Annotated in this window: 17 protein-coding genes; 13 read left to right on the top strand and 4 right to left on the bottom strand. The window is 68.0% G+C overall.

All coding sequences use genetic code 11. The features are described from left to right. Positions 1-62 precede the first annotated feature (62 nt). The 4 genes from accB to WS92_RS26275 all read right to left on the bottom strand — a co-directional run bounded on the left by accB (position 63) and on the right by WS92_RS26275 (position 2,460). Positions 63-536, bottom strand: a complete 474-nt coding sequence (accB, locus tag WS92_RS26290) for an acetyl-CoA carboxylase biotin carboxyl carrier protein (protein ID WP_006025207.1) — start codon at positions 534-536, stop codon at positions 63-65. A gap of 66 nt (positions 537-602) precedes the next feature. Continuing rightward, the gene (aroQ, locus tag WS92_RS26285; protein ID WP_015601202.1) at positions 603-1,055 is read right to left on the bottom strand and encodes a type II 3-dehydroquinate dehydratase; all 453 of its coding nucleotides are present in this window, start codon (positions 1,053-1,055) and stop codon (positions 603-605) included. A gap of 195 nt (positions 1,056-1,250) precedes the next feature. Continuing rightward, positions 1,251-1,811, bottom strand: a complete 561-nt coding sequence (locus tag WS92_RS26280) for a TlpA family protein disulfide reductase (RefSeq protein ID WP_059931091.1) — start codon at positions 1,809-1,811, stop codon at positions 1,251-1,253. Next, entirely contained in the window at positions 1,804-2,460 is a 657-nt protein-coding gene (locus WS92_RS26275; RefSeq protein WP_059931090.1) for a hypothetical protein, read from the bottom strand. The genes WS92_RS26280 and WS92_RS26275 overlap by 8 nt, the downstream gene beginning before the upstream one ends. Before the next feature lie 192 nt (positions 2,461-2,652). Between WS92_RS26275 and mpl the strand changes: the two genes are divergently transcribed. The 13 genes from mpl to araG all read left to right on the top strand — a co-directional run bounded on the left by mpl (position 2,653) and on the right by araG (position 17,560). Then, entirely contained in the window at positions 2,653-4,065 is a 1,413-nt protein-coding gene (mpl, locus tag WS92_RS26270; RefSeq protein WP_059931088.1) for a UDP-N-acetylmuramate:L-alanyl-gamma-D-glutamyl-meso-diaminopimelate ligase, read from the top strand. Continuing rightward, positions 4,062-4,631: a YqiA/YcfP family alpha/beta fold hydrolase gene (locus WS92_RS26265; RefSeq protein ID WP_006025212.1), complete on the top strand. Its 570-nt coding sequence runs from the start codon at positions 4,062-4,064 to the stop codon at positions 4,629-4,631. The genes mpl and WS92_RS26265 overlap by 4 nt, the downstream gene beginning before the upstream one ends. A 115-nt stretch (positions 4,632-4,746) precedes the next feature. Then, positions 4,747-6,834, top strand: a complete 2,088-nt coding sequence (locus WS92_RS26260; protein WP_059931085.1) for a ribonuclease catalytic domain-containing protein — start codon at positions 4,747-4,749, stop codon at positions 6,832-6,834. Then, the gene (aroE, locus tag WS92_RS26255; RefSeq protein WP_059931083.1) at positions 6,831-7,709 is read left to right on the top strand and encodes a shikimate dehydrogenase; all 879 of its coding nucleotides are present in this window, start codon (positions 6,831-6,833) and stop codon (positions 7,707-7,709) included. The genes WS92_RS26260 and aroE overlap by 4 nt, the downstream gene beginning before the upstream one ends. A gap of 20 nt (positions 7,710-7,729) precedes the next feature. Next, positions 7,730-8,500 (top strand): monofunctional biosynthetic peptidoglycan transglycosylase, encoded by a 771-nt coding sequence (gene mtgA / locus WS92_RS26250; RefSeq protein ID WP_059931081.1) that lies wholly within the window; start codon positions 7,730-7,732, stop codon positions 8,498-8,500. Between the two features lie 453 nt (positions 8,501-8,953). Continuing rightward, the gene (locus WS92_RS26245) at positions 8,954-10,588 is read left to right on the top strand and encodes a S10 family peptidase (RefSeq protein WP_059931079.1); all 1,635 of its coding nucleotides are present in this window, start codon (positions 8,954-8,956) and stop codon (positions 10,586-10,588) included. Positions 10,589-10,677: 89 nt separating this feature from the next. Further along, on the top strand, positions 10,678-11,079 hold the full coding sequence (locus WS92_RS26240; RefSeq protein ID WP_059931077.1) for an EF-hand domain-containing protein: 402 nt from the start codon (positions 10,678-10,680) through the stop codon (positions 11,077-11,079). Between the two features lie 264 nt (positions 11,080-11,343). Beyond that, on the top strand, positions 11,344-12,261 hold the full coding sequence (locus WS92_RS26235) for an IclR family transcriptional regulator (RefSeq protein ID WP_015601728.1): 918 nt from the start codon (positions 11,344-11,346) through the stop codon (positions 12,259-12,261). Beyond that, positions 12,258-13,280, top strand: a complete 1,023-nt coding sequence (locus tag WS92_RS26230; protein WP_059931074.1) for a 2-dehydro-3-deoxygalactonokinase — start codon at positions 12,258-12,260, stop codon at positions 13,278-13,280. The genes WS92_RS26235 and WS92_RS26230 overlap by 4 nt, the downstream gene beginning before the upstream one ends. A gap of 42 nt (positions 13,281-13,322) precedes the next feature. Continuing rightward, positions 13,323-14,012: a 2-dehydro-3-deoxy-6-phosphogalactonate aldolase gene (locus tag WS92_RS26225; RefSeq protein ID WP_015600379.1), complete on the top strand. Its 690-nt coding sequence runs from the start codon at positions 13,323-13,325 to the stop codon at positions 14,010-14,012. After that, complete coding sequence (locus WS92_RS26220; RefSeq protein WP_059931150.1) at positions 14,009-14,788, top strand: SDR family oxidoreductase; 780 nt, start codon at positions 14,009-14,011, stop codon at positions 14,786-14,788. The genes WS92_RS26225 and WS92_RS26220 overlap by 4 nt, the downstream gene beginning before the upstream one ends. A gap of 129 nt (positions 14,789-14,917) precedes the next feature. Beyond that, on the top strand, positions 14,918-15,919 hold the full coding sequence (locus WS92_RS26215) for an arabinose ABC transporter substrate-binding protein (protein WP_059931148.1): 1,002 nt from the start codon (positions 14,918-14,920) through the stop codon (positions 15,917-15,919). Between the two features lie 129 nt (positions 15,920-16,048). Beyond that, positions 16,049-17,560 (top strand): L-arabinose ABC transporter ATP-binding protein AraG, encoded by a 1,512-nt coding sequence (gene araG / locus WS92_RS26210; RefSeq protein ID WP_015601139.1) that lies wholly within the window; start codon positions 16,049-16,051, stop codon positions 17,558-17,560. The last annotated feature ends 113 nt before the right edge of the window (positions 17,561-17,673 follow it).

The raw sequence follows: 17,673 nt of genomic DNA, 5'->3' as shown, positions 1-17,673 counted from the left end.
GGACGCGCGAGCGCGCGCCTTGAGAGGAGCGGCGTGCTGACGGGCGCGCCGCGCGGCGGGTCTTAGCCGATCACGAAAAGCGGCTGGCCGTATTCGACGGCCTGGCCGTTCTCGACGAGAATTTCCTTGATGACGCCGGCCTTGTCCGACTCGATTTCGTTCAGCAGCTTCATCGCTTCGATGATGCAGAGCGTCTGGCCTTCCTTCACCGTGTCGCCGACCTGGACGAACGGATCGGCGCCCGGCGACGGCGCGCGGTAGAACGTGCCGACCATCGGCGACGTTACGACGTGGCCTTGCGGCGCGGCGGCCGCGGGTGCTGCGGCGGGTGCCGCGGCAAGCGCGCCTTCGGTCGGCACCGTCAGGACGGGGGCGGGGGCGCTCACTTGCGGCGCGAAGCCGGCCGACGGCTGTACATAGACCGGCGGTGCGTTCTTGACGATGCGCACCTTGCCTTCGCCTTCGGTGACTTCCAGCTCGGAGATGCCGGATTCGGAGACGAGGTCGATCAGAGTTTTCAGCTTGCGAAGGTCCATCGGGAGTTCCCCTTTCAATACGTGAAACGCCGGTTCGGGACCGGCGCTGAATCGAGTTCTTGAAAATCAGCCGCGCGACGCGCCTTGCAGCTTGTCGAGCGCGTATTCGAGCGCGTACAGGTAGCCTTTCCAGCCGAGGCCGCAAATCACGCCTTCGGCCTGATCGGAGAAATAGGAGTGATGCCTGAACGGCTCGCGCCGGTGCACATTCGACAGATGAATCTCGACGAACGGAATCCCGACGCCCGCGAGCGCGTCCCGGATCGCGACGCTCGTATGCGTATACGCGGCTGGATTGATCAGGATGAACTCGGTGCCGTCGCTTCTCGCCGCCTGGACGCGATCGACGAGCGCGCCCTCGTGGTTGCTCTGGAACGACTCGAGTTCGACGCCTGCCTCCTGCGCCCGCGCGGCCAGCGCCTGATCGATCTGCTCGAGCGTCACGCGGCCGTACACCTCCGGTTCCCGGGTGCCGAGAAGATTCAGGTTGGGGCCGTGCAGCACCAGCAATCGTGTCATAGGTCGCTTCTTTTTCTGCGGAATTGCGCGAACTTTATCGCCAATTAGAGAAATTTGTCTAGTTTTGCCGAATGGACGAGTGTGCCGGCGAGCGCGCATCGGCGTGTTCGCGCGGCCAGAATCTGCCAACGTCATGCAATTTGCCGCTAACCAGATTTCAAATTCTGTCAACGTCCGGCAGCCGGTCGGCCCCGATCAGAGCGTGTCGAGCGTGCGTTTCAGTTCATCCGGATGGATTTGCCCCAATTTTGTCTCGCGAACCTTACCGGTTTCATCGATGACGACGGTGAAAGGTAGCGCCCCAGCGATATTGCCGAAATTTCGGGCCAGATCTGCACCCGCGTAACCGCTGACGACGATCGGATAATCGACGGGTACCTTTTTCAGGAAATTCTTCACGTTCTGCTCGGAATCGACACCAATTCCGACGAAATGCACGCCTTTCTTCTCGTATTCCCGCGACAGCTTCACGAGCTCGGGCATCTCCTCGACGCAGGGGCCGCACCACGACGCCCAGAAATTGACGACGAGTTTCTGGCCCTTGAATGCCGCGAGCCGCTGCGGCTTGCCGTCGACGTTCGGATACGACGCGGCCCAGAGCGTGTCGACTGCGTTGCCCGCGGCGGGTGCGCCGGCCGGCGTCCCCGCTGGCGCGCCGCCCGCCGCGTTGCCGCGCGCCCAGTGGCCGGCGGCGAGGCCGCCCGCGATCGCGACGGCCGCGATCACGACGCCTGCGAAAATTCCTTTGCTATTCATCGGTTCGGGATTCGGTTGGTGAGGACGGTGGCGCGCCGACGAGCGCGCGCAGCGCTTGCGCATCGGCCCGTGACAGACGGCCGCGGGCGTCTGCCTTCACGGCGCCGCGCAGGTCGTCGCTTGTATACAGTGCGACGTGAATGCCGACGGGTTCCGTGCCGCGCGCTTCGCGCCACAGGAAGCTGAGCGTCTCGACGTCGCTGCGCCCCGCGAAGTGGCGGGTTTCGGATACGTCGTACTGGATGTTCTGGTTCAGCAGGTAGATCGCGAGATCCTTGTGGTTGTCGCAGAAGGTCTGCAGATGGATGTCGGAATGCGCGTTCGCCGTGCCGTTCAGCACGGCGCCCGCGACGTACGGATTGAACGCCGCGAGCCGCTCCATCCACGCGAGCGCGATGACACGCAGCCGCCGCAGTTCGGCCGGCTGCGTGTCACTCTGGAACAGCGCGAGGTATTCGTGCAGTTCTTCTTCGATCTGGTCGTTATCCGGCAGCCATTCGCCGGCAATTCGGCTGTCGCCGAGCACCTGGCGCGCGGCCTTGCGCTTTGCGCCGGCGTAGTCGAGCCCGTCTTCGGCGATCAGGCGTGCCGCGGCGAGCGCGATTTCGTCACGTACGCGTCGCGGATCGAGTAGGGTTTTGCGAGACATGATCCGGCAATCATACTAGATCGGTGCCGAGCGACCGGCGGTTGCGTCAACCGTCGTTCGCGTCGGGGGTGTCAGTTACAATAGCCCCCTTTGCGCGGCGGCGCGCGCGCCGCGCCGCGGATGTTTTTCCGGCAACCGGCGCGACGTGCGGCCGGCCTCCGATTCGACTACGCCCACGCGGCGCGAAGCTCTATGCATATCCACATTCTCGGCATCTGCGGCACCTTCATGGGCGGTCTCGCCGTGCTCGCCCGCGCGGCGGGCCATACCGTGACCGGCTGCGACGCGGGCGTCTATCCGCCGATGAGCACGCAGCTCGAGGCGCAGGGCATCCAGTTGATCGAGGGCTACGGCGCCGAACAGATCGACTTGAAGCCCGATCTGTTCGTGATCGGCAACGTGGTGTCGCGCGGCAACCCGCTGATGGAGGCAATCCTCGATCGGGGGCTGCCGTATGTGTCCGGTCCGCAATGGCTCGGCGAGCACGTGCTCGCGGGTAAGTGGGTGCTCGCTGTCGCCGGCACGCACGGCAAGACGACAACGAGTTCGATGCTCGCATGGATGCTCGAAGACGCCGGCCTGAATCCGGGCTTCCTGATCGGCGGCGTGCCGCTGAACTTCGGCGTGTCCGCACGGCTGACCGATTCGAGCTTCTTCGTGATCGAGGCGGACGAATACGACACAGCGTTCTTCGACAAGCGTTCGAAGTTTGTCCATTACCGGCCGCGGACCGCGATCCTGAACAATCTCGAATTCGATCATGCTGATATCTTTCCGGATCTCGCGGCGATCGAGACGCAATTTCACCATTTGGTGCGCACGGTGCCGGGCGTCGGCCGGCTCGTGACGAACGGCCGCGAAGACGCGCTCGAGCGCGTGCTGTCGCGCGGCTGCTGGAGCGATGTCGAGCGTTTCGGTGTCGACGGCGGTTGGCAGGCGCTGCCTGCGGAGGACGGCGTGCCGGTCGACGAGCGTTTCGCCGTGTATTGGCGCAGCGAGCGCGTCGGCGCCGTCGACTGGCACGTGCAGGGCGAGCACAACCGGCTGAATGCGCTCGCAGCGATCGCCGCCGCGCGTCACGTCGGCGTGCCGCCCGCGCAGGCGGCCGCCGCGCTCGCGACGTTCCGTAACGTCAAGCGCCGGATGGAGGTGCGCGGCAGCGTCGACGGAGTGACCGTCTATGACGACTTCGCCCACCACCCGACCGCGATCGAAATGACGATCGCCGGGCTTCGCGCGCGCATCGGCCGCGAAAACACCCGCATCCTCGCGGTGCTGGAGCCGCGATCGAACACGATGAAGCTCGGCGTGATGAAGGCGCAACTGTCGGCGAGCCTCGCCGATGCCGATCTCGTGTTCGGCTACGGCGCGCCGACCGGTCGCGACGCGCTCGGCTGGAACCTGCGCGACGCGCTCGCGCCGCTCGGCGACAAGGCGCGCGCGTTCGACGACCTGCACACGCTCGTGAAGGCCGTGGCGGTGTCGGCGCGGCCGGGCGACCACGTGCTTGTGATGAGCAACGGCGGCTTCGGCGGCGTCCACCAGAAGCTGCTCGATGCGCTGTCCGTGCGCGGCGGCGCGGCGCCGGCCCGGAGCGGCGCGTGATCCTGTATCTGCACGGCTTTCGTTCGTCACCGCAGTCGTTCAAGGCGCGCGCGCTGGCCGCGCGGCTCGCCGAGCTCGGCCGCGCGGACGAATGGCGCTGCCCGATGCTGTCGGTCGCGCCGCTCGACGCCGTCGCTGCCGCCGAGGCGGAAGTCGCCGGCGCGCCGGCGCACGGCGTCACCGTGATCGGCAGCTCGCTCGGCGGCTATTACGCGACATGGCTAGCGGAAAAGCACGGCTGGCGCGCGGTGCTGCTGAATCCCGCGACGCAGCCGCAGCGCGACCTGCGCCGCCATCTCGGCGAGCAGCCGCTGTGGCACGGCGGCGGCACGATCGTCGTCGAGCCGCGTCATCTGGACGAACTGAACGCGCTGCATGTCGCGGCGATCTCGCGGCCCGAGCGCTACTATCTGTTCGCGGCGACGGGCGACGAAGTGCTCGACTACCACGACATGCTCGCGCGCTATCCAGGCGCGCGAACCCGCGTCATTGAAGGCAGCGATCACGGGATCAGCGAATTTGCCGACTATATCGACGACGTTCTTGCATTTTGCGACGCCGGATAGCCCGGCGCCGGATGCGAGATCCGGCGCGCGGCACCCTATACACCACACGCGGCGTCGACGGCTTCCGAAGCGAAGCGCGGCGCGCGGAAGTCTGAACGAAAGACGAGAGTACTGAGTGAACGTTTTCTTCGAGGAATCGGGCAGTTTCAAGGCGGGCAGCGTGCTGTCGCGCCAGGGCGACGCGTTTCAGGTCGAATTGCCGGGCGGCCGGCGCGCGAAGGTGCGCGCGAAGGACGTGCTGATCGAATTCGAGAAACCCGCGGCGGGCGAACTGATGCAGCAGGCGGACGAAGCCGCCCAGCAGATCGACCTGGACTTTCTGTGGGAGTGCGCGCCCGCCGAGGAATTCGCGTACGCGACGCTCGCCGACGAATATTTCGGCGCGAGCTACGGCCCCGTCGGACGCGCGGCGCTCGTGCTGCGCCTGCACGGCGCGCCCGTCTATTTTCGCCGCAAGGGGCGCGGCCAGTATCAGCGCGCGCCCGAAGAGCAACTGAAGATGGCGCTCGCCGCGCTCGAGCGCAAGCGCCAGCAGGCGCTCGTGCAGGCCGGCTACGAAGAGGAGCTGAAGGCGGGCAGGCTGCCCGATGCGTTCGCGGGCAAGGCGCTCGGCCTGCTGACGAAGCCGGACAAGAATTCGATCGAATACAAGGCGCTCGACGCGGCGGCGCTCGCGCGCGGCGTGTCGAGCGCGCGGCTGATGCTCGACTGCGGCGGCATTCCGTCGGCGCGCGCGCTGCACGAGGCGCGCTTCCTCGCCGAATACTTCCCGCACGGCACGAGCTTTCCGTCCGTCACGGTCGGCAAGCTGCCCGACGACCTGCCGCGCGCGGACGTCAACGCATTCTCGATCGACGACATCACGACGACCGAGATCGACGACGCGTTCTCCGTCGAGCATCTGTCCGACGGACGCGTGCGGATCGGCGTGCACATCGCGGCGCCCGCGCTCGGCGTCGCGCGCGGCGACGCGGTCGATGCGATCGCGCGCGCGCGGCTGTCGACCGTCTACATGCCGGGCGACAAGATCACGATGCTGCCGGACGACGTCGTCGACGTGTTCACGCTGAAGGAGGGCGACTACCGTCCGGCGCTGTCGCTGTACATCATCGTGAAGCGCGACACGCAGGAGATCGTCGCGAACGAGACGCGCGCCGAATTCGTCTACGTGAAGAGCAACCTGCGGCACAACACGCTCGACGAGCTCGTCACCGAGGACGCGCTCGCCGCGGGCGCGGGCGACTATCCGCACAAGGACGACATCGCGGTGCTCTGGCCGCTCGCGCAGGCGCTCTTCGAGCGGCGCCAGGTCGCGCGCGCGGGCTACGGGCTCAGGCGCGAAGCGCAGCGCAACACCGATTACAACTTCTACGTCGAAGGCGAGCACGTGTCGATCACGCCGCGCCGGCGCGGCTCGCCGCTCGATCTGATCGTGTCCGAGCTCGCGATTCTCGCGAACTCGACGTGGGGCGCGTTCCTGCACGATCACAGCGTGCCCGGCATCTACCGGACGCAGCGCGCGTTCGGCATGCCGAGCGGGCCGAAGCGCACGCGGATGCAGACGAGCGCCGCGCCGCACGAGGGGCTCGGCGTGCCGCAGTACGCATGGAGCACGTCGCCGCTGCGCCGCTACGTCGACCTCGTCAACCAGTGGCAGTTGCTCGCGTGCGTGCAGCACGGCGTGACCGCGAAGCTCGCCGCGCCGTTCAAGCAGAAGGACGCGGATCTGTACGCGGTCGTGCAGGGCTTCGACGACACGTACGCCGCCTACGCCGATCACCAGCGCCGGATGGAGTATTTCTGGTGCCTGCGCTGGATCAAGCAGGAAGGCCGCAAGCAGGTGAGCGCGGCCGTCGTGAAGGGCGATCTCGTGCGCCTCGACGAAGTGCCGTTGCTGCTGCACGTGCCCGCGCTCGGCGTGCATGCGCGCGGCACGCGGGTGCTGCTCGACGTGATGTCGGTCGACGAATTGACGATCGAGGCGTCGGTGCGGCTCGTGAGCGTGCTCGACGCGCCGACGGTGTCGAGCGGCGAGCCGGCCGACGACGATGACGCCGACGCGGCCGACGACGTGCTGCTCGACGCCGCCGACGAATCGGCGGAAAGCGAAGCGGAGGCGCTCGCCGAGGCGGGCGGCGCGGCGAGCGGCGACGGCAATGGCAATGGCGAATCGCCGGCGAACGGCGAGGAACAATCGAAATGAGCGCGACCGTCGAATCGGCAGCGCGCGCGCGCGATCGCTACGCGGTGATCGGCAATCCGATCGCGCACAGCAAATCGCCGTTCATCCATTCGCGTTTCGCCGAACAGACGGGCGAGGCAATCGAATACACGCATCTGCTCGCGCCGCTCGACGGCTTCTCGGCCGCGGTGCGCGAATTCATCGCGCAGGGCGGGCGCGGCGTGAACGTCACCGTGCCGTTCAAGCTCGAGGCCTATGCGCTTGCCGATACGCTGTCGCCGCGCGCGGCGGCGGCGGGCGCGGTCAACACGCTGCGCTTCGACGCAGACGGCATCTTCGGCGACAACACCGATGGCGTCGGCCTCGTGCGCGACATCGAGACGAATCTCGGCGTGAGCCTGACGGGCGCGCGAATCCTGCTGCTCGGCGCGGGCGGCGCGGCGCGCGGCGTCGTGCTGCCGATGCTCGAGCGCGGGCCCGCGTCGCTCACGATCGTCAACCGGACCGCGAGCAAGGCGGAAGAACTCGTCGGCCAGTTCACGCAAGCGGCGCACGACGCGGGCTGCGTGCTCGCGGGCGGCGGGCCCGAGCGGGTCGCGCGCGAGCCGTATGACGTGATCGTCAACGCGACGGCGGGCAGCCTCGACGCGGCGCTGCCCGAGTGCGACGCCGCGGCGTTCGGTCCGGCGACGCTCGCGTACGACATGATGTACGGCACGCGTCCGACCGTCTTCATGGAGCATGCGGCGACGCTCGGCGCGCGCGCGTCGGACGGGCTCGGAATGCTCGTCGAGCAGGCGGCGGAATCGTTCCACCTCTGGCGCGGCGTGCGGCCCGACGGCGCGCCTGTGCTCGCCGCGCTGCGCGTCGCCCTCGCGGCGTCCGCGGCGCACTGAGCGCGAGAGGCGAAGGCGGGATGCGCAACAGTCCCGTTTCGCCCGGTCCGGGCTACGGGCCGGCGCGCGGCGCGACTCGCGCGCGCAAGCGCGGCGTCGCGCGCTGGCTCGCGTATGCGGGCGGCGTGTTTGCGGGCGCGTGGCTCGCGACGCAGCTCTATTACGTCGCGCAGATCGCGATGTGGTCGGTGCTCGATCCGGGTTCGAGCGCGTTCATGCGCGCGGACGCGTGGCGCTTGTCGAGCGCGCAGCCCGCGGCGGCGATCCGGCATCGGTGGGTGCCATACGACAGGATCTCGCGGAACCTGAAGCGCGCGGTGATCGCGTCCGAAGACGCCGATTTCGCGAACAATTCGGGCTACGAAGTGGACGCGATCCTGCAGGCGTGGGAGAAGAACCGCGCGCGCGGCCGCATCGTGTCGGGCGGCTCGACGATCACGCAGCAGCTCGCGCGCAATCTGTTCCTGTCCGGCGAGCGCAGCTACATCCGCAAGGGGCAGGAGCTCATCATCACGTGGATGCTCGAAACGCTGCTCGACAAGGAGCGCATCTTCGAGATCTACCTGAACTCGGTCGAGTTCGGCCGCGGCGTGTACGGTGCGGAGGCCGCCGCGCAGTACTACTACCGGATTCCCGCGAGCCGGCTTTCCGCCTGGCAATCGGCGCGGCTCGCGGTGATGCTGCCGAATCCGAAGTATTTCGATATGCACCGCGGCTCGCCTTACCTCGCGCAGCGCGCGGGCGTGATCGCACGGCGGATGGGCGCGGCGGAATTGCCCGCGTCGCAGTGAGCGCGGCCGCGGCGCGCTCGCTCGCCGCATGCGCGCTTGCCGACCGGGCGCGTGCTTTCTTGCGGCGCATCATCCCGATATTCGCGCTTTCCACAAATCTTTCAAAATCGATACGTCCGGAATTCGGGTAATTCCCTGATTTATTTCGATTGCCAGATCAATTCTGCGTCGCAGTGCGAATCGAGCAATAAAAAATCCGTCTGACTGCGGGTTTGGGTGCAATGGAATTCACAAAACGCCGTTCCAAAGCCGATTCCACGCTGATTCCATTCAAATGGGAAATCGCGCCTGAAAGAATAAAGTAAGCCGCGTTTCTTTCAAATGTTTCGCCATTTTTCAAATCGGAACTTGTCGCGTATATTGGCCGACGCCGTGGCTTATCGGGCCGATCGAGCAAGGTGGGGGCGCCTATCCGGCTGCTCAGGAAAACAACATGAGAGAAGGAAAACGACTATGCCAGCACGTAAAACGAAGCTGTTATTAGCCGCAGTATTCTCTTCGCTGCTCGTCGCAGCGTGCAATGGAGATGACGCCGGTTCGAGCGCGAGCGCCGCCGCGAACGCGGACAGTTCGACCAGCATCGACGCCTCGTCCGGCGCAGACAAACCCTATCGGGATCCCAACCGTTATTCGTCGAGTGCGAGCGCTTCGCTGTCGCCCTCCGCCGTGACCGAGAACGCGGCGATCACGCATCATCAGATCACGGTGAACGGCAAGGCGATCAACTACACCGCGACCGCGGGCCACCTGACCGCGCGCAACCCGCAAAGCGGCGCCGCAGAAGCGTCGTTCTTCTACGTCGCGTACACGGCAGACAGCCAGCCGCCCGGCAAGCGGCCCGTCACGTTCTTCTACAACGGCGGCCCCGGCTCGTCGACAGTCTGGCTGCATCTCGGCTCGTTCGGGCCGAAGCGCCTCGTGACGGGCGATCCGAACGCGAACAGCCCGACGCCGTTCCCGTTCGTCGACAACCAGCAAACGCTTCTCGACACGACCGATCTCGTGTTCGTCGACGCGATCGGCACAGGCTTCTCCGAGGCGATCGCGCCGAACACGAACCAGACGTTCTGGGGCGTCGATCAGGATGCCGGAGCATTTCGCGATTTCGTAATCCGCTATCTGCAGGCGAATCAGCGCAGCGATTCGCCGAAGTACCTGTTCGGCGAATCGTACGGCACGCCGCGCACCGACGTGCTCGCGAACCTGCTCGAGACGGCGGGCGTGAAGCTCGACGGCATCGTGCTGCAGTCGTCGATCCTCAACTACAACAGCAACTGCGACATGGCGAGCAATTCCGTCGGCAGCTCGAACAACGGATCGAGCACGGTGAGCTGCGCGGGCTTCGTGCCGAGCTATGGCGCGATCGGCGCGTACTATCAGCTCGACAATCCGAACCCGGCGAACCTGCCGCAGTACGCGGACGAGATGCGTCTGCTGACGGCAGGCACCTATTCGCCGGCCGTGGACGCCTATCTCGCGAACCACACGCAGCCGTCGTCGGGCCTCGTCACGACGATGTCGAACGCAACGGGCGCGACCGTGCCGCTCTGGCGCGCGAACTTCAACCTGCTGCCGACTTCGTATGACAACAGCTATCAGCTCGCGCTGATTCCGGGCACGTTGATCGGCCGCTACGACGCGCGCGTGAACGTGCCGACGAACAGTCCGCTCGCGTCGGGCGGCGATCCGTCGAGCAGCTTCATCACGAAGCCGTTCACCGACACGATCGGCACCTATTTGCCGAACGTGCTCAAGTACACGGCGAAATCGGCCTATGCTGTGGAGAGCAATGCGATCTCCTCGTGGGACTGGAGCCACGACGGCCTCGATCTGCCCGACACGATCCCGGATCTGGCCGCGGCGCTCACGCTCAATCCCGCGCTGAAGGTGCTGTCGCTGAACGGCTATCACGACATCGCGACGCCGTTCTATCAGACGGAGCTCGATCTCGCCCGGCTCGGCGCGCAGCCCAATCTGACGATCAGGGACTACCAGGGCGGGCACATGGTCTACCTGGACGATACGTCGCGGCCGCAGGAAAAAGCCGATCTGGCGACGTTCTATGCGGCGACGCCCGCCGCGCGATGACGCCGAACGATGCTGCAGCGTCCGCCGCGCCGTGCGCCCCACGCGCCGCGCGGCGGGCCGTGACGATCCCATTTCTCTTCGGAGCTGACATGAAAATCCAATCGGCATTCGCGTGGTCCGCGCTCGTTGTCGCAGGCCTCGCGCTCTTCACGCAGACCGCGTTCGCGCAGGAAGCTGCGAGCGATGCGCAATCCGATCGCCATACGCAGGCGCAACTCGGCGATCCGTACGTGCCACCCGCCGCGCGCAAGCCGACGGCCGGCACGCAGACGTCCGGCGCCGCGCTGCACGCGCAGGTGGTGCGCAAGCTGCAACGCCAGTTCGCGGCGGCCGACGTCGACAATACGGGCCTGACCGAAGCGCAGGCGAAGGCCGCGGGCCTCGGCTACGTCGTGAAGAACTTCAGGCAGATCGACGCGAACCATACCGGTCGCGTGTCGTTCTCCGACGTGCAGCGCTACATCCAATCGCAGAGCGCGACGCAGAAGTAAGCAGACCGCACATCGCCAACCCCACGGCGAGCACGGGGTGCGCATCGAACGGGCTCAGCCGGGCAATCGGCTCAGCCCGTTTTTTCATGCGTGCGGCCGGCTTGTGAGTATGATCTGGATTCCCAATATATGAGAGCTTCATTCAAATATTGGAGCTTGCAGCGCACCCTCCTACAATCCGAAGCACATCGAAACGCTTCGGCAGATGCGCGGCCGCCGGAAATCGTCGGCGCGCGCGTCTGGTTCGCCGGAGTTCATCGCACCATGAACAAAACGCCCATGACGCTTGCCTTGAACGGCGCGACAGCCGTCCATCCCGACGCGTCGGACACGTCCGACGCGTCGCTCGCCGACAGCATCGGCGCGACGAGCACGCCGCTCGATCTCGCCGCGCAGCAGGCGGGCACGCAAACGCTGCTGCGCGGGCTCGCGATTCTCGAGGCGGTCGCGGGCGGCGCGCGCGACATGCGCGCGATCGGCGCCGCGCTCGGCACGACGCGCAGCACGACGCACCGCCTCGTCAGCAGCCTCGTGCAGGCGCGCTATCTGCGCCAGGTGCAAGGCGGCTATCTGCTCGGCCCGAAGCTGATCGAGCTCGGCACGATCGCGCTCGAGCAGATGCCGCTCACGGCGGTCGCGCGCCCGCATCTCGAGGCGCTCGCGCAAGCGACGCTCGACACGATCCATCTCGGCGTGCGCGACGGCGACGACGTGCTCTACATCGACAAGATTCCCGGCACGCGCGGCCTGGAGATGCGCTCGCGGATCGGCCACCGGATGCCGCTCGCATCGACGGGAATCGGCAAGGCGATGATGCTCGACCTCGATCCCGACACGTGGCGCTCGCTGTTCGACGCATCGAAGCGCGCGCTCGCGGGCGTGAACTTCAAGCCGGACCGCCGCCCGGACGTCGGCACGTTCCTGCAGCGCATGGCGCATTATGCGGCGGGCGGCTACACGTTCGATCTCGAGGAAAACGAAACGTCGATTCGCTGCGTCGCCGCGCCGGTGCGCGATGCGTCGGGCGCGATTGTTGCCGCGCTGTCGGTCGCGAGCACGATTCCGTATATGTCGCTCGACCGGATGAACGAGCTCGTGCCGCTCGTGCAGCGCGGCGCGCGCGCGATTTCGGCCGATCTCGGCTGGAGCGCGCCGCAGGCGACGCGCCGGATCAAGCGATGACCGCGCACGCGAGCACGCCCGCGCTGATCGGGCTCGACTGGGGCACGACATCGCTGCGCGCGTACCTGTTCGCCGCCGACGGCTCGGTGCTCGACACGCGCGCGCTCGCCGCGGGCGTGATGAGCCTGCCCGATGCGCCGGGCGCGTCGCCGTCGCAGGCGTTCGATGCCGCGTTCGAGCAAGCATGCGGCGCATGGCTCGACCGCGCGCCGCACGTGCCCGCGCTCGCGGCCGGCATGGTCGGCAGCGCGCAGGGCTGGCGCGAGGCGCCTTACGTGACGATGCCGGCCGCCGCCGACACGTTCGCATCGAGCCTCGTGCGGTTTCATACCGCGCGCGGCTTTGCGTTCGCGATCGTGCCGGGCGCGCTCGAACCGGGCGAGCTGCCGGACGTGATGCGTGGCGAGGAAACGCAGATCGTCGGCGCGCTCGCGGCCGAGCCGTCGCTTGCGGCCGAACGCGCGGGCGCGCTGATCGGGCTGCCCGGCACGCACGCGAAATGGGCGTGGGTGCGCGGCGGCCGCATCGAATGGTTCCGAACCTACATGACGGGCGAGCTGTTCGCCGCGTTGCGCGGGCACACGATCCTCGGCCGCACGATGCGGGCGAGCGACGCGCCCGACTGGTCCGCATTCGCGCGCGGCGTGCGGATCGCGCGGCGCAAGCGCCGCGAAGGATTGCTCGCGACGCTGTTCAGCACGCGCACGCTCGGCCTCACCGGGCAGCTCGCGCCACAAGCGCAGGGCGACTATCTGTCCGGACTGCTGATCGGTCACGAGCTGAATGCGCTCGATGCGCTGCTCGACGGCCAGCGCGCGTCGCTCGCGGCGCTCGCGCCGCGCCTCGTCGGCGACGGCGCGTTGTGCGACCGCTACCGCCGCGCGCTCGCCGAATTCGATTGCGGCGGGGCGCGCATCGTCGAGCGCGCGTCCGAGCACGGCCTGTGGCGCATCGCGGTGCAGGCGGGGCTCGTCGGCGCGGCGGGCGACGCGCCGCCCGCGCCCCTCGCGCCGCACTAGGCGCGAAGCGCGTTTCGACACGAAGTGGCTGGAGGAAATGAGATGTCGATGGATGCCGAAGCACTGCGTTTTCCCGCGCCGTATGCGCCGCATCGCGCGCTGATGCGCGCGTTCGACGCGTGCCCGATGATCGCGATCCTGCGCGGCGTCACGCCCGCCGACGCGGCGGCGCACGGCGCCGCGCTGTACGACGCGGGTTTTCGCATCGTCGAGGTGCCGCTCAATTCGCCCGATCCGTTCGACAGCATCGCCGCGTTGCGCGCCGCGCTGCCCGCCGACGCGATCGTCGGCGCGGGCACCGTGCTGCGCGCCGAATACGTCGACGAAGTCGTGCGCGCCGGCGGCGAGCTGATCGTGATGCCGCATGCGGACGGCGACGTCGTGCGCCGCGCGAAGACGCTCGGCATCGGATGCGCGCCCGGCGTCGCGACGCCGACCGAGGCGTTCGCCGCGCTCGCGGACGGCGCGGACGTGCTGAAGATGTTTCCCGCCGAGCAGCTCGGCACGCCGGCCGTGAAGGCGTGGCGCGCGGTGATCGACGCGCGCGTGCCGCTCGTGCCGGTGGGCGGGATCACGCCCGAGAACATGGGCCCGTATCTCGCGGCGGGCGCGAACGGCTTCGGCCTCGGCTCGGCATTGTATGCGCCCGGGCAGGCGCCCGCCGTCACTGCCGCGCGCGCGCGGGCGTTCGTCAACGGATGGCGGATCGCCCGCAAGGGAGTGGCGCGGTGAACCGGCTCGCGGGCAAGGTCGCCCTCGTGACGGGCGCGGGGCGCGGCATCGGCGCGGCGATCGCGCGCGCGTTCGTGCGCGAAGGCGCGGCCGTCGCGATTGCGGAGCTCGACGCGGCGCTCGCGGACGAGACCGCCGACGCGATCGCGCGCGACGCCGCCGACGCGCGCGTGCTCGCGGTGCCGACGGACGTCGCGCGGGCCGAATCGGTCACGGCGGCGCTCGCGCGCACGGAGCGCGCATTCGGCCCGCTCGACGTGCTCGTCAACAACGCCGGCGTCAACGTGTTCGGCGATCCGCTCGCGCTCACCGACGAAGACTGGCGGCGCTGCTTCGCGATCGATCTCGACGGCGTCTGGAACGGCTGCCGCGCGGCGCTGCCGGGCATGGTCGAGCGCGGGCGCGGCAGCATCGTGAACATCGCGTCGACGCACGCGTTCAAGATCATCCCGGGCTGCTTTCCGTACCCGGTCGCGAAGCACGGCGTGCTGGGTCTCACGCGCGCGCTCGGCATCGAATACGCGCCGCGCAACGTGCGCGTGAACGCGATCGCTCCGGGCTACATCGAGACGCAGTTGACGCATGACTGGTGGGGCGCGCAGCCCGATCCCGAGGCCGCGCGCCGCGAGACGCTCGCGTTGCAGCCGATGAAGCGGATCGGGCGTCCGGACGAAGTCGCGATGACCGCGGTGTTCCTCGCGTCGGACGAGGCGCCGTTCATCAACGCGAGCTGCATCACGATCGACGGCGGCCGATCGGTGCTGTACCACGACTGATTCACTTGCGCGGTGCGCCCGCGAGGGACGCATACGCGCGAAGGCGGCGCGCGACGGTCGCACGCGCCGCGTCGAGACGACGAAGCGGCCGACGGCTCCGGTGACGGAGACAACAAGGAGACAAGCAACATGAAACGCAGAACGTTCATCACGCTGGCGGCAGCGGCAGCGGCGACGGTCGCGGCGGCGGGCCTGCCCGCGCATGCGGCCGAGCCCGTGAAGATCGGCTTCCTCGTCAAGCAGCCCGAGGAGCCGTGGTTCCAGGACGAATGGAAATTCGCCGAGCTCGCCGCGAAGGACAAGGGCTTCACGCTCGTGAAGATCGGCGCGCCGTCCGGCGAGAAGGTGATGAGCGCGATCGACAATCTCGCCGCGCAGAAGGCGCAGGGCTTCATCATCTGCACGCCGGACGTGAAGCTCGGGCCGGGCATCGTCGCGAAAGCGAAATCGCACGGCCTGAAGATGATGACGGTCGACGACCGGCTCGTCGACGGCGCGGGCAAGCCGATCGAATCGGTCCCGCACATGGGCATCTCCGCATACGACATCGGCAAGCAGGTCGGCAGCGGGATCGCGGCCGAGATCAGGAAGCGCGGCTGGAACATGAACGAAGTCGGCGCGATCGACATCACGTACGAGCAGTTGCCGACCGCGCATGACCGCACGACGGGCGCGACCGACGCGCTCGTCGCCGCCGGCTTTCCGAAGGCGAACGTGATCGCCGCGGCGCAGGCGAAGACCGACACCGAAAACGCATTCAACGCGGCGAACATCGCGCTCACGAAGAATCCGAAGTTCAAGCACTGGGTCGCCTACGGTCTCAATGACGAAGCGGTGCTCGGCGCGGTGCGCGCGGCCGAGGGGCGCGGCTTCAAGGCGGCCGACATGATCGGCATCGGCATCGGCGGGTCGGACTCGGCGCTCAACGAGTTCAAGAAGCCGCAGCCGACGGGCTTCTTCGGCACCGTGATCATCAGCCCGAAACGCCACGGCGAAGAGACGTCGGAGCTGATGTACGCGTGGATCACGCAAGGCAAGGCGCCACCGCCGCTCACGCTGACGACGGGCATGCTCGCGACGCGCGAGAACGTCGCGCAGGTGCGCGAGACGATGGGGCTCGCGGCGAAGTAGGCGAAGCGCGCCAGCGTTTTCGCGGTGCGGGCGTCGCGCGATGCGCGGCGCTCGCGGCGGCGATGCGCGCGGCGGTGCGGCAGGTGACGGGGCAACAGGGCGACAAGCATGGCAGGAGACGGAGGCGACGTGGCTGCGGCACTGCGTTTTGACAATATCGGCAAGGTCTTTCCCGGCGTGCGCGCGCTCGACGGCATCTCGTTCGACGTGCATGCGGGACAGGTGCACGGCCTGATGGGCGAGAACGGCGCGGGCAAGTCGACGCTGCTCAAGATTCTCGGCGGCGAATATCAGCCCGACTCGGGCGGCGTGCTCGTCGACGGGCAGGCGATGCGCTTTCCGAGCGCGGCTGCGTCGATCGCGGCGGGCATCGCGGTGATCCATCAGGAGCTGCAATACGTGCCCGATCTGACGGTGGCCGAGAACCTGCTGCTCGGCCGGCTGCCGAGCGCGCTCGGCTGGGTCAGGAAGCGCGACGCGCAGCGCTTCGTGCGCGAGCGGCTCGGCGCGATGGGCGTCGATCTCGATGCGCAGGCGAAGCTGCGGCGGCTGTCGATCGCGCAGCGGCAGATGGTCGAGATCTGCAAGGCGCTGCTGCGCAACGCGCGCGTGATCGCGCTCGACGAGCCGACGAGCTCGCTGTCGCACCGCGAGACCGAGGTGCTGTTCAAGCTCGTCGACGATCTGCGTCGCGACGGCCGCGCGCTCATCTACATCTCGCACCGGATGGACGAGATCTACCGGCTCTGCGACGCATGCACGATCTTTCGCGACGGCCGGCAGGTCGCGTCGCACGCTTCGCTCGCGGACGTGCCGCGCGAGACGCTCGTGCGGCAGATGGTCGGCCGCGAGATCAGCGACATCTATCACTACGCGCCGCGCGAACTCGGCGACGTGCGTCTGTCGGCGCGCGCGCTCGAGGGAGACACGCTGCGCGCCGGCGCGAGCTTCGACGTGCGGGCGGGCGAGATCGTCGGCTTCTTCGGGCTCGTCGGCGCGGGGCGCAGCGAGCTGATGCGCGTGATCTACGGCGCGGACCGCAGGACGGGCGGCGCGCTCACGCTCGACGGCGAGCCGCTCGACATCCGCTCGACGCGCGACGCGATCCGCCACGGGATCGTGCTGTGCCCCGAGGATCGCAAGGAAGAGGGGATCGTCGCGCACGCGTCGGTCGCCGAGAACATCAACATCAGTTGTCGCCGCCACGCGCTGCGCGCGGGACTCTTTCTCGACCGCAAGCGCGAGGCCGAGACGGCCGATCGCTTCATCAAGCTGCTGAAGATCAAGACGCCCAGCCGTCGGCAGAAGATCCGCTTCCTGTCAGGCGGCAATCAGCAGAAGGCGATTCTCGCGCGCTGGCTCGCCGAGCCGGATCTGAAGGTCGTGATCCTCGACGAGCCGACGCGCGGCATCGACGTCGGTGCGAAGCACGAGATCTACGGCGTGATCTACGAGCTCGCGAAGCGCGGCTGCGCGATCGTGATGGTGTCGTCCGAGCTGCCGGAGGTGCTCGGCGTATCGGATCGCATCGTCGTGATGCGCGAAGGACGGATCGCGGGCGAGCTCGCGCGCGGCGAAGCGAACGAGGAGGCAGTGCTCAATCTCGCGCTGCCGCAGGGCGCGACCGCGCACGCCGCATGACGAACGCGCGATTGGCGCGACGCGCGGCGCGATGACGTTGCGCGACGCGCGGGACGGCGAATTCGAGGATTGGAGAGAAGGGCGGCCGCGCCGCCCGGCAGAGGAGCAAACGA

Origin of the sequence: Burkholderia sp. MSMB1588 (assembly GCF_001546925.1) — a bacterium.
GTDB classification, from domain to species: Bacteria; Pseudomonadota; Gammaproteobacteria; order Burkholderiales; family Burkholderiaceae; genus Burkholderia; species Burkholderia humptydooensis.
The sequence above is the reverse complement of the archived record's forward strand: the minus strand, read 5'-3'. Positions and strand labels throughout refer to the sequence as shown.

What these genes read in the sequence shown, in the direction of transcription:
- WS92_RS26225 (WP_015600379.1), top strand. Translation starts at nt 13,323, where the DNA reads ATGTCGATGGATGCCGAAGCACTGCGTTTTCCCGCGCCGTATGCGCCG.
- accB (WP_006025207.1), bottom strand. Translation starts at nt 536, where the DNA reads ATGGACCTTCGCAAGCTGAAAACTCTGATCGACCTCGTCTCCGAATCC.
- WS92_RS26275 (WP_059931090.1), bottom strand. Translation starts at nt 2,460, where the DNA reads ATGTCTCGCAAAACCCTACTCGATCCGCGACGCGTACGTGACGAAATC.
- WS92_RS26230 (WP_059931074.1), top strand. Translation starts at nt 12,258, where the DNA reads ATGACCGCGCACGCGAGCACGCCCGCGCTGATCGGGCTCGACTGGGGC.
- mtgA (WP_059931081.1), top strand. Translation starts at nt 7,730, where the DNA reads ATGCGCAACAGTCCCGTTTCGCCCGGTCCGGGCTACGGGCCGGCGCGC.
- WS92_RS26245 (WP_059931079.1), top strand. Translation starts at nt 8,954, where the DNA reads ATGCCAGCACGTAAAACGAAGCTGTTATTAGCCGCAGTATTCTCTTCG.
- mpl (WP_059931088.1), top strand. Translation starts at nt 2,653, where the DNA reads ATGCATATCCACATTCTCGGCATCTGCGGCACCTTCATGGGCGGTCTC.
- WS92_RS26215 (WP_059931148.1), top strand. Translation starts at nt 14,918, where the DNA reads ATGAAACGCAGAACGTTCATCACGCTGGCGGCAGCGGCAGCGGCGACG.
- aroQ (WP_015601202.1), bottom strand. Translation starts at nt 1,055, where the DNA reads ATGACACGATTGCTGGTGCTGCACGGCCCCAACCTGAATCTTCTCGGC.
- WS92_RS26235 (WP_015601728.1), top strand. Translation starts at nt 11,344, where the DNA reads ATGAACAAAACGCCCATGACGCTTGCCTTGAACGGCGCGACAGCCGTC.
- aroE (WP_059931083.1), top strand. Translation starts at nt 6,831, where the DNA reads ATGAGCGCGACCGTCGAATCGGCAGCGCGCGCGCGCGATCGCTACGCG.
- WS92_RS26240 (WP_059931077.1), top strand. Translation starts at nt 10,678, where the DNA reads ATGAAAATCCAATCGGCATTCGCGTGGTCCGCGCTCGTTGTCGCAGGC.
- WS92_RS26280 (WP_059931091.1), bottom strand. Translation starts at nt 1,811, where the DNA reads ATGAATAGCAAAGGAATTTTCGCAGGCGTCGTGATCGCGGCCGTCGCG.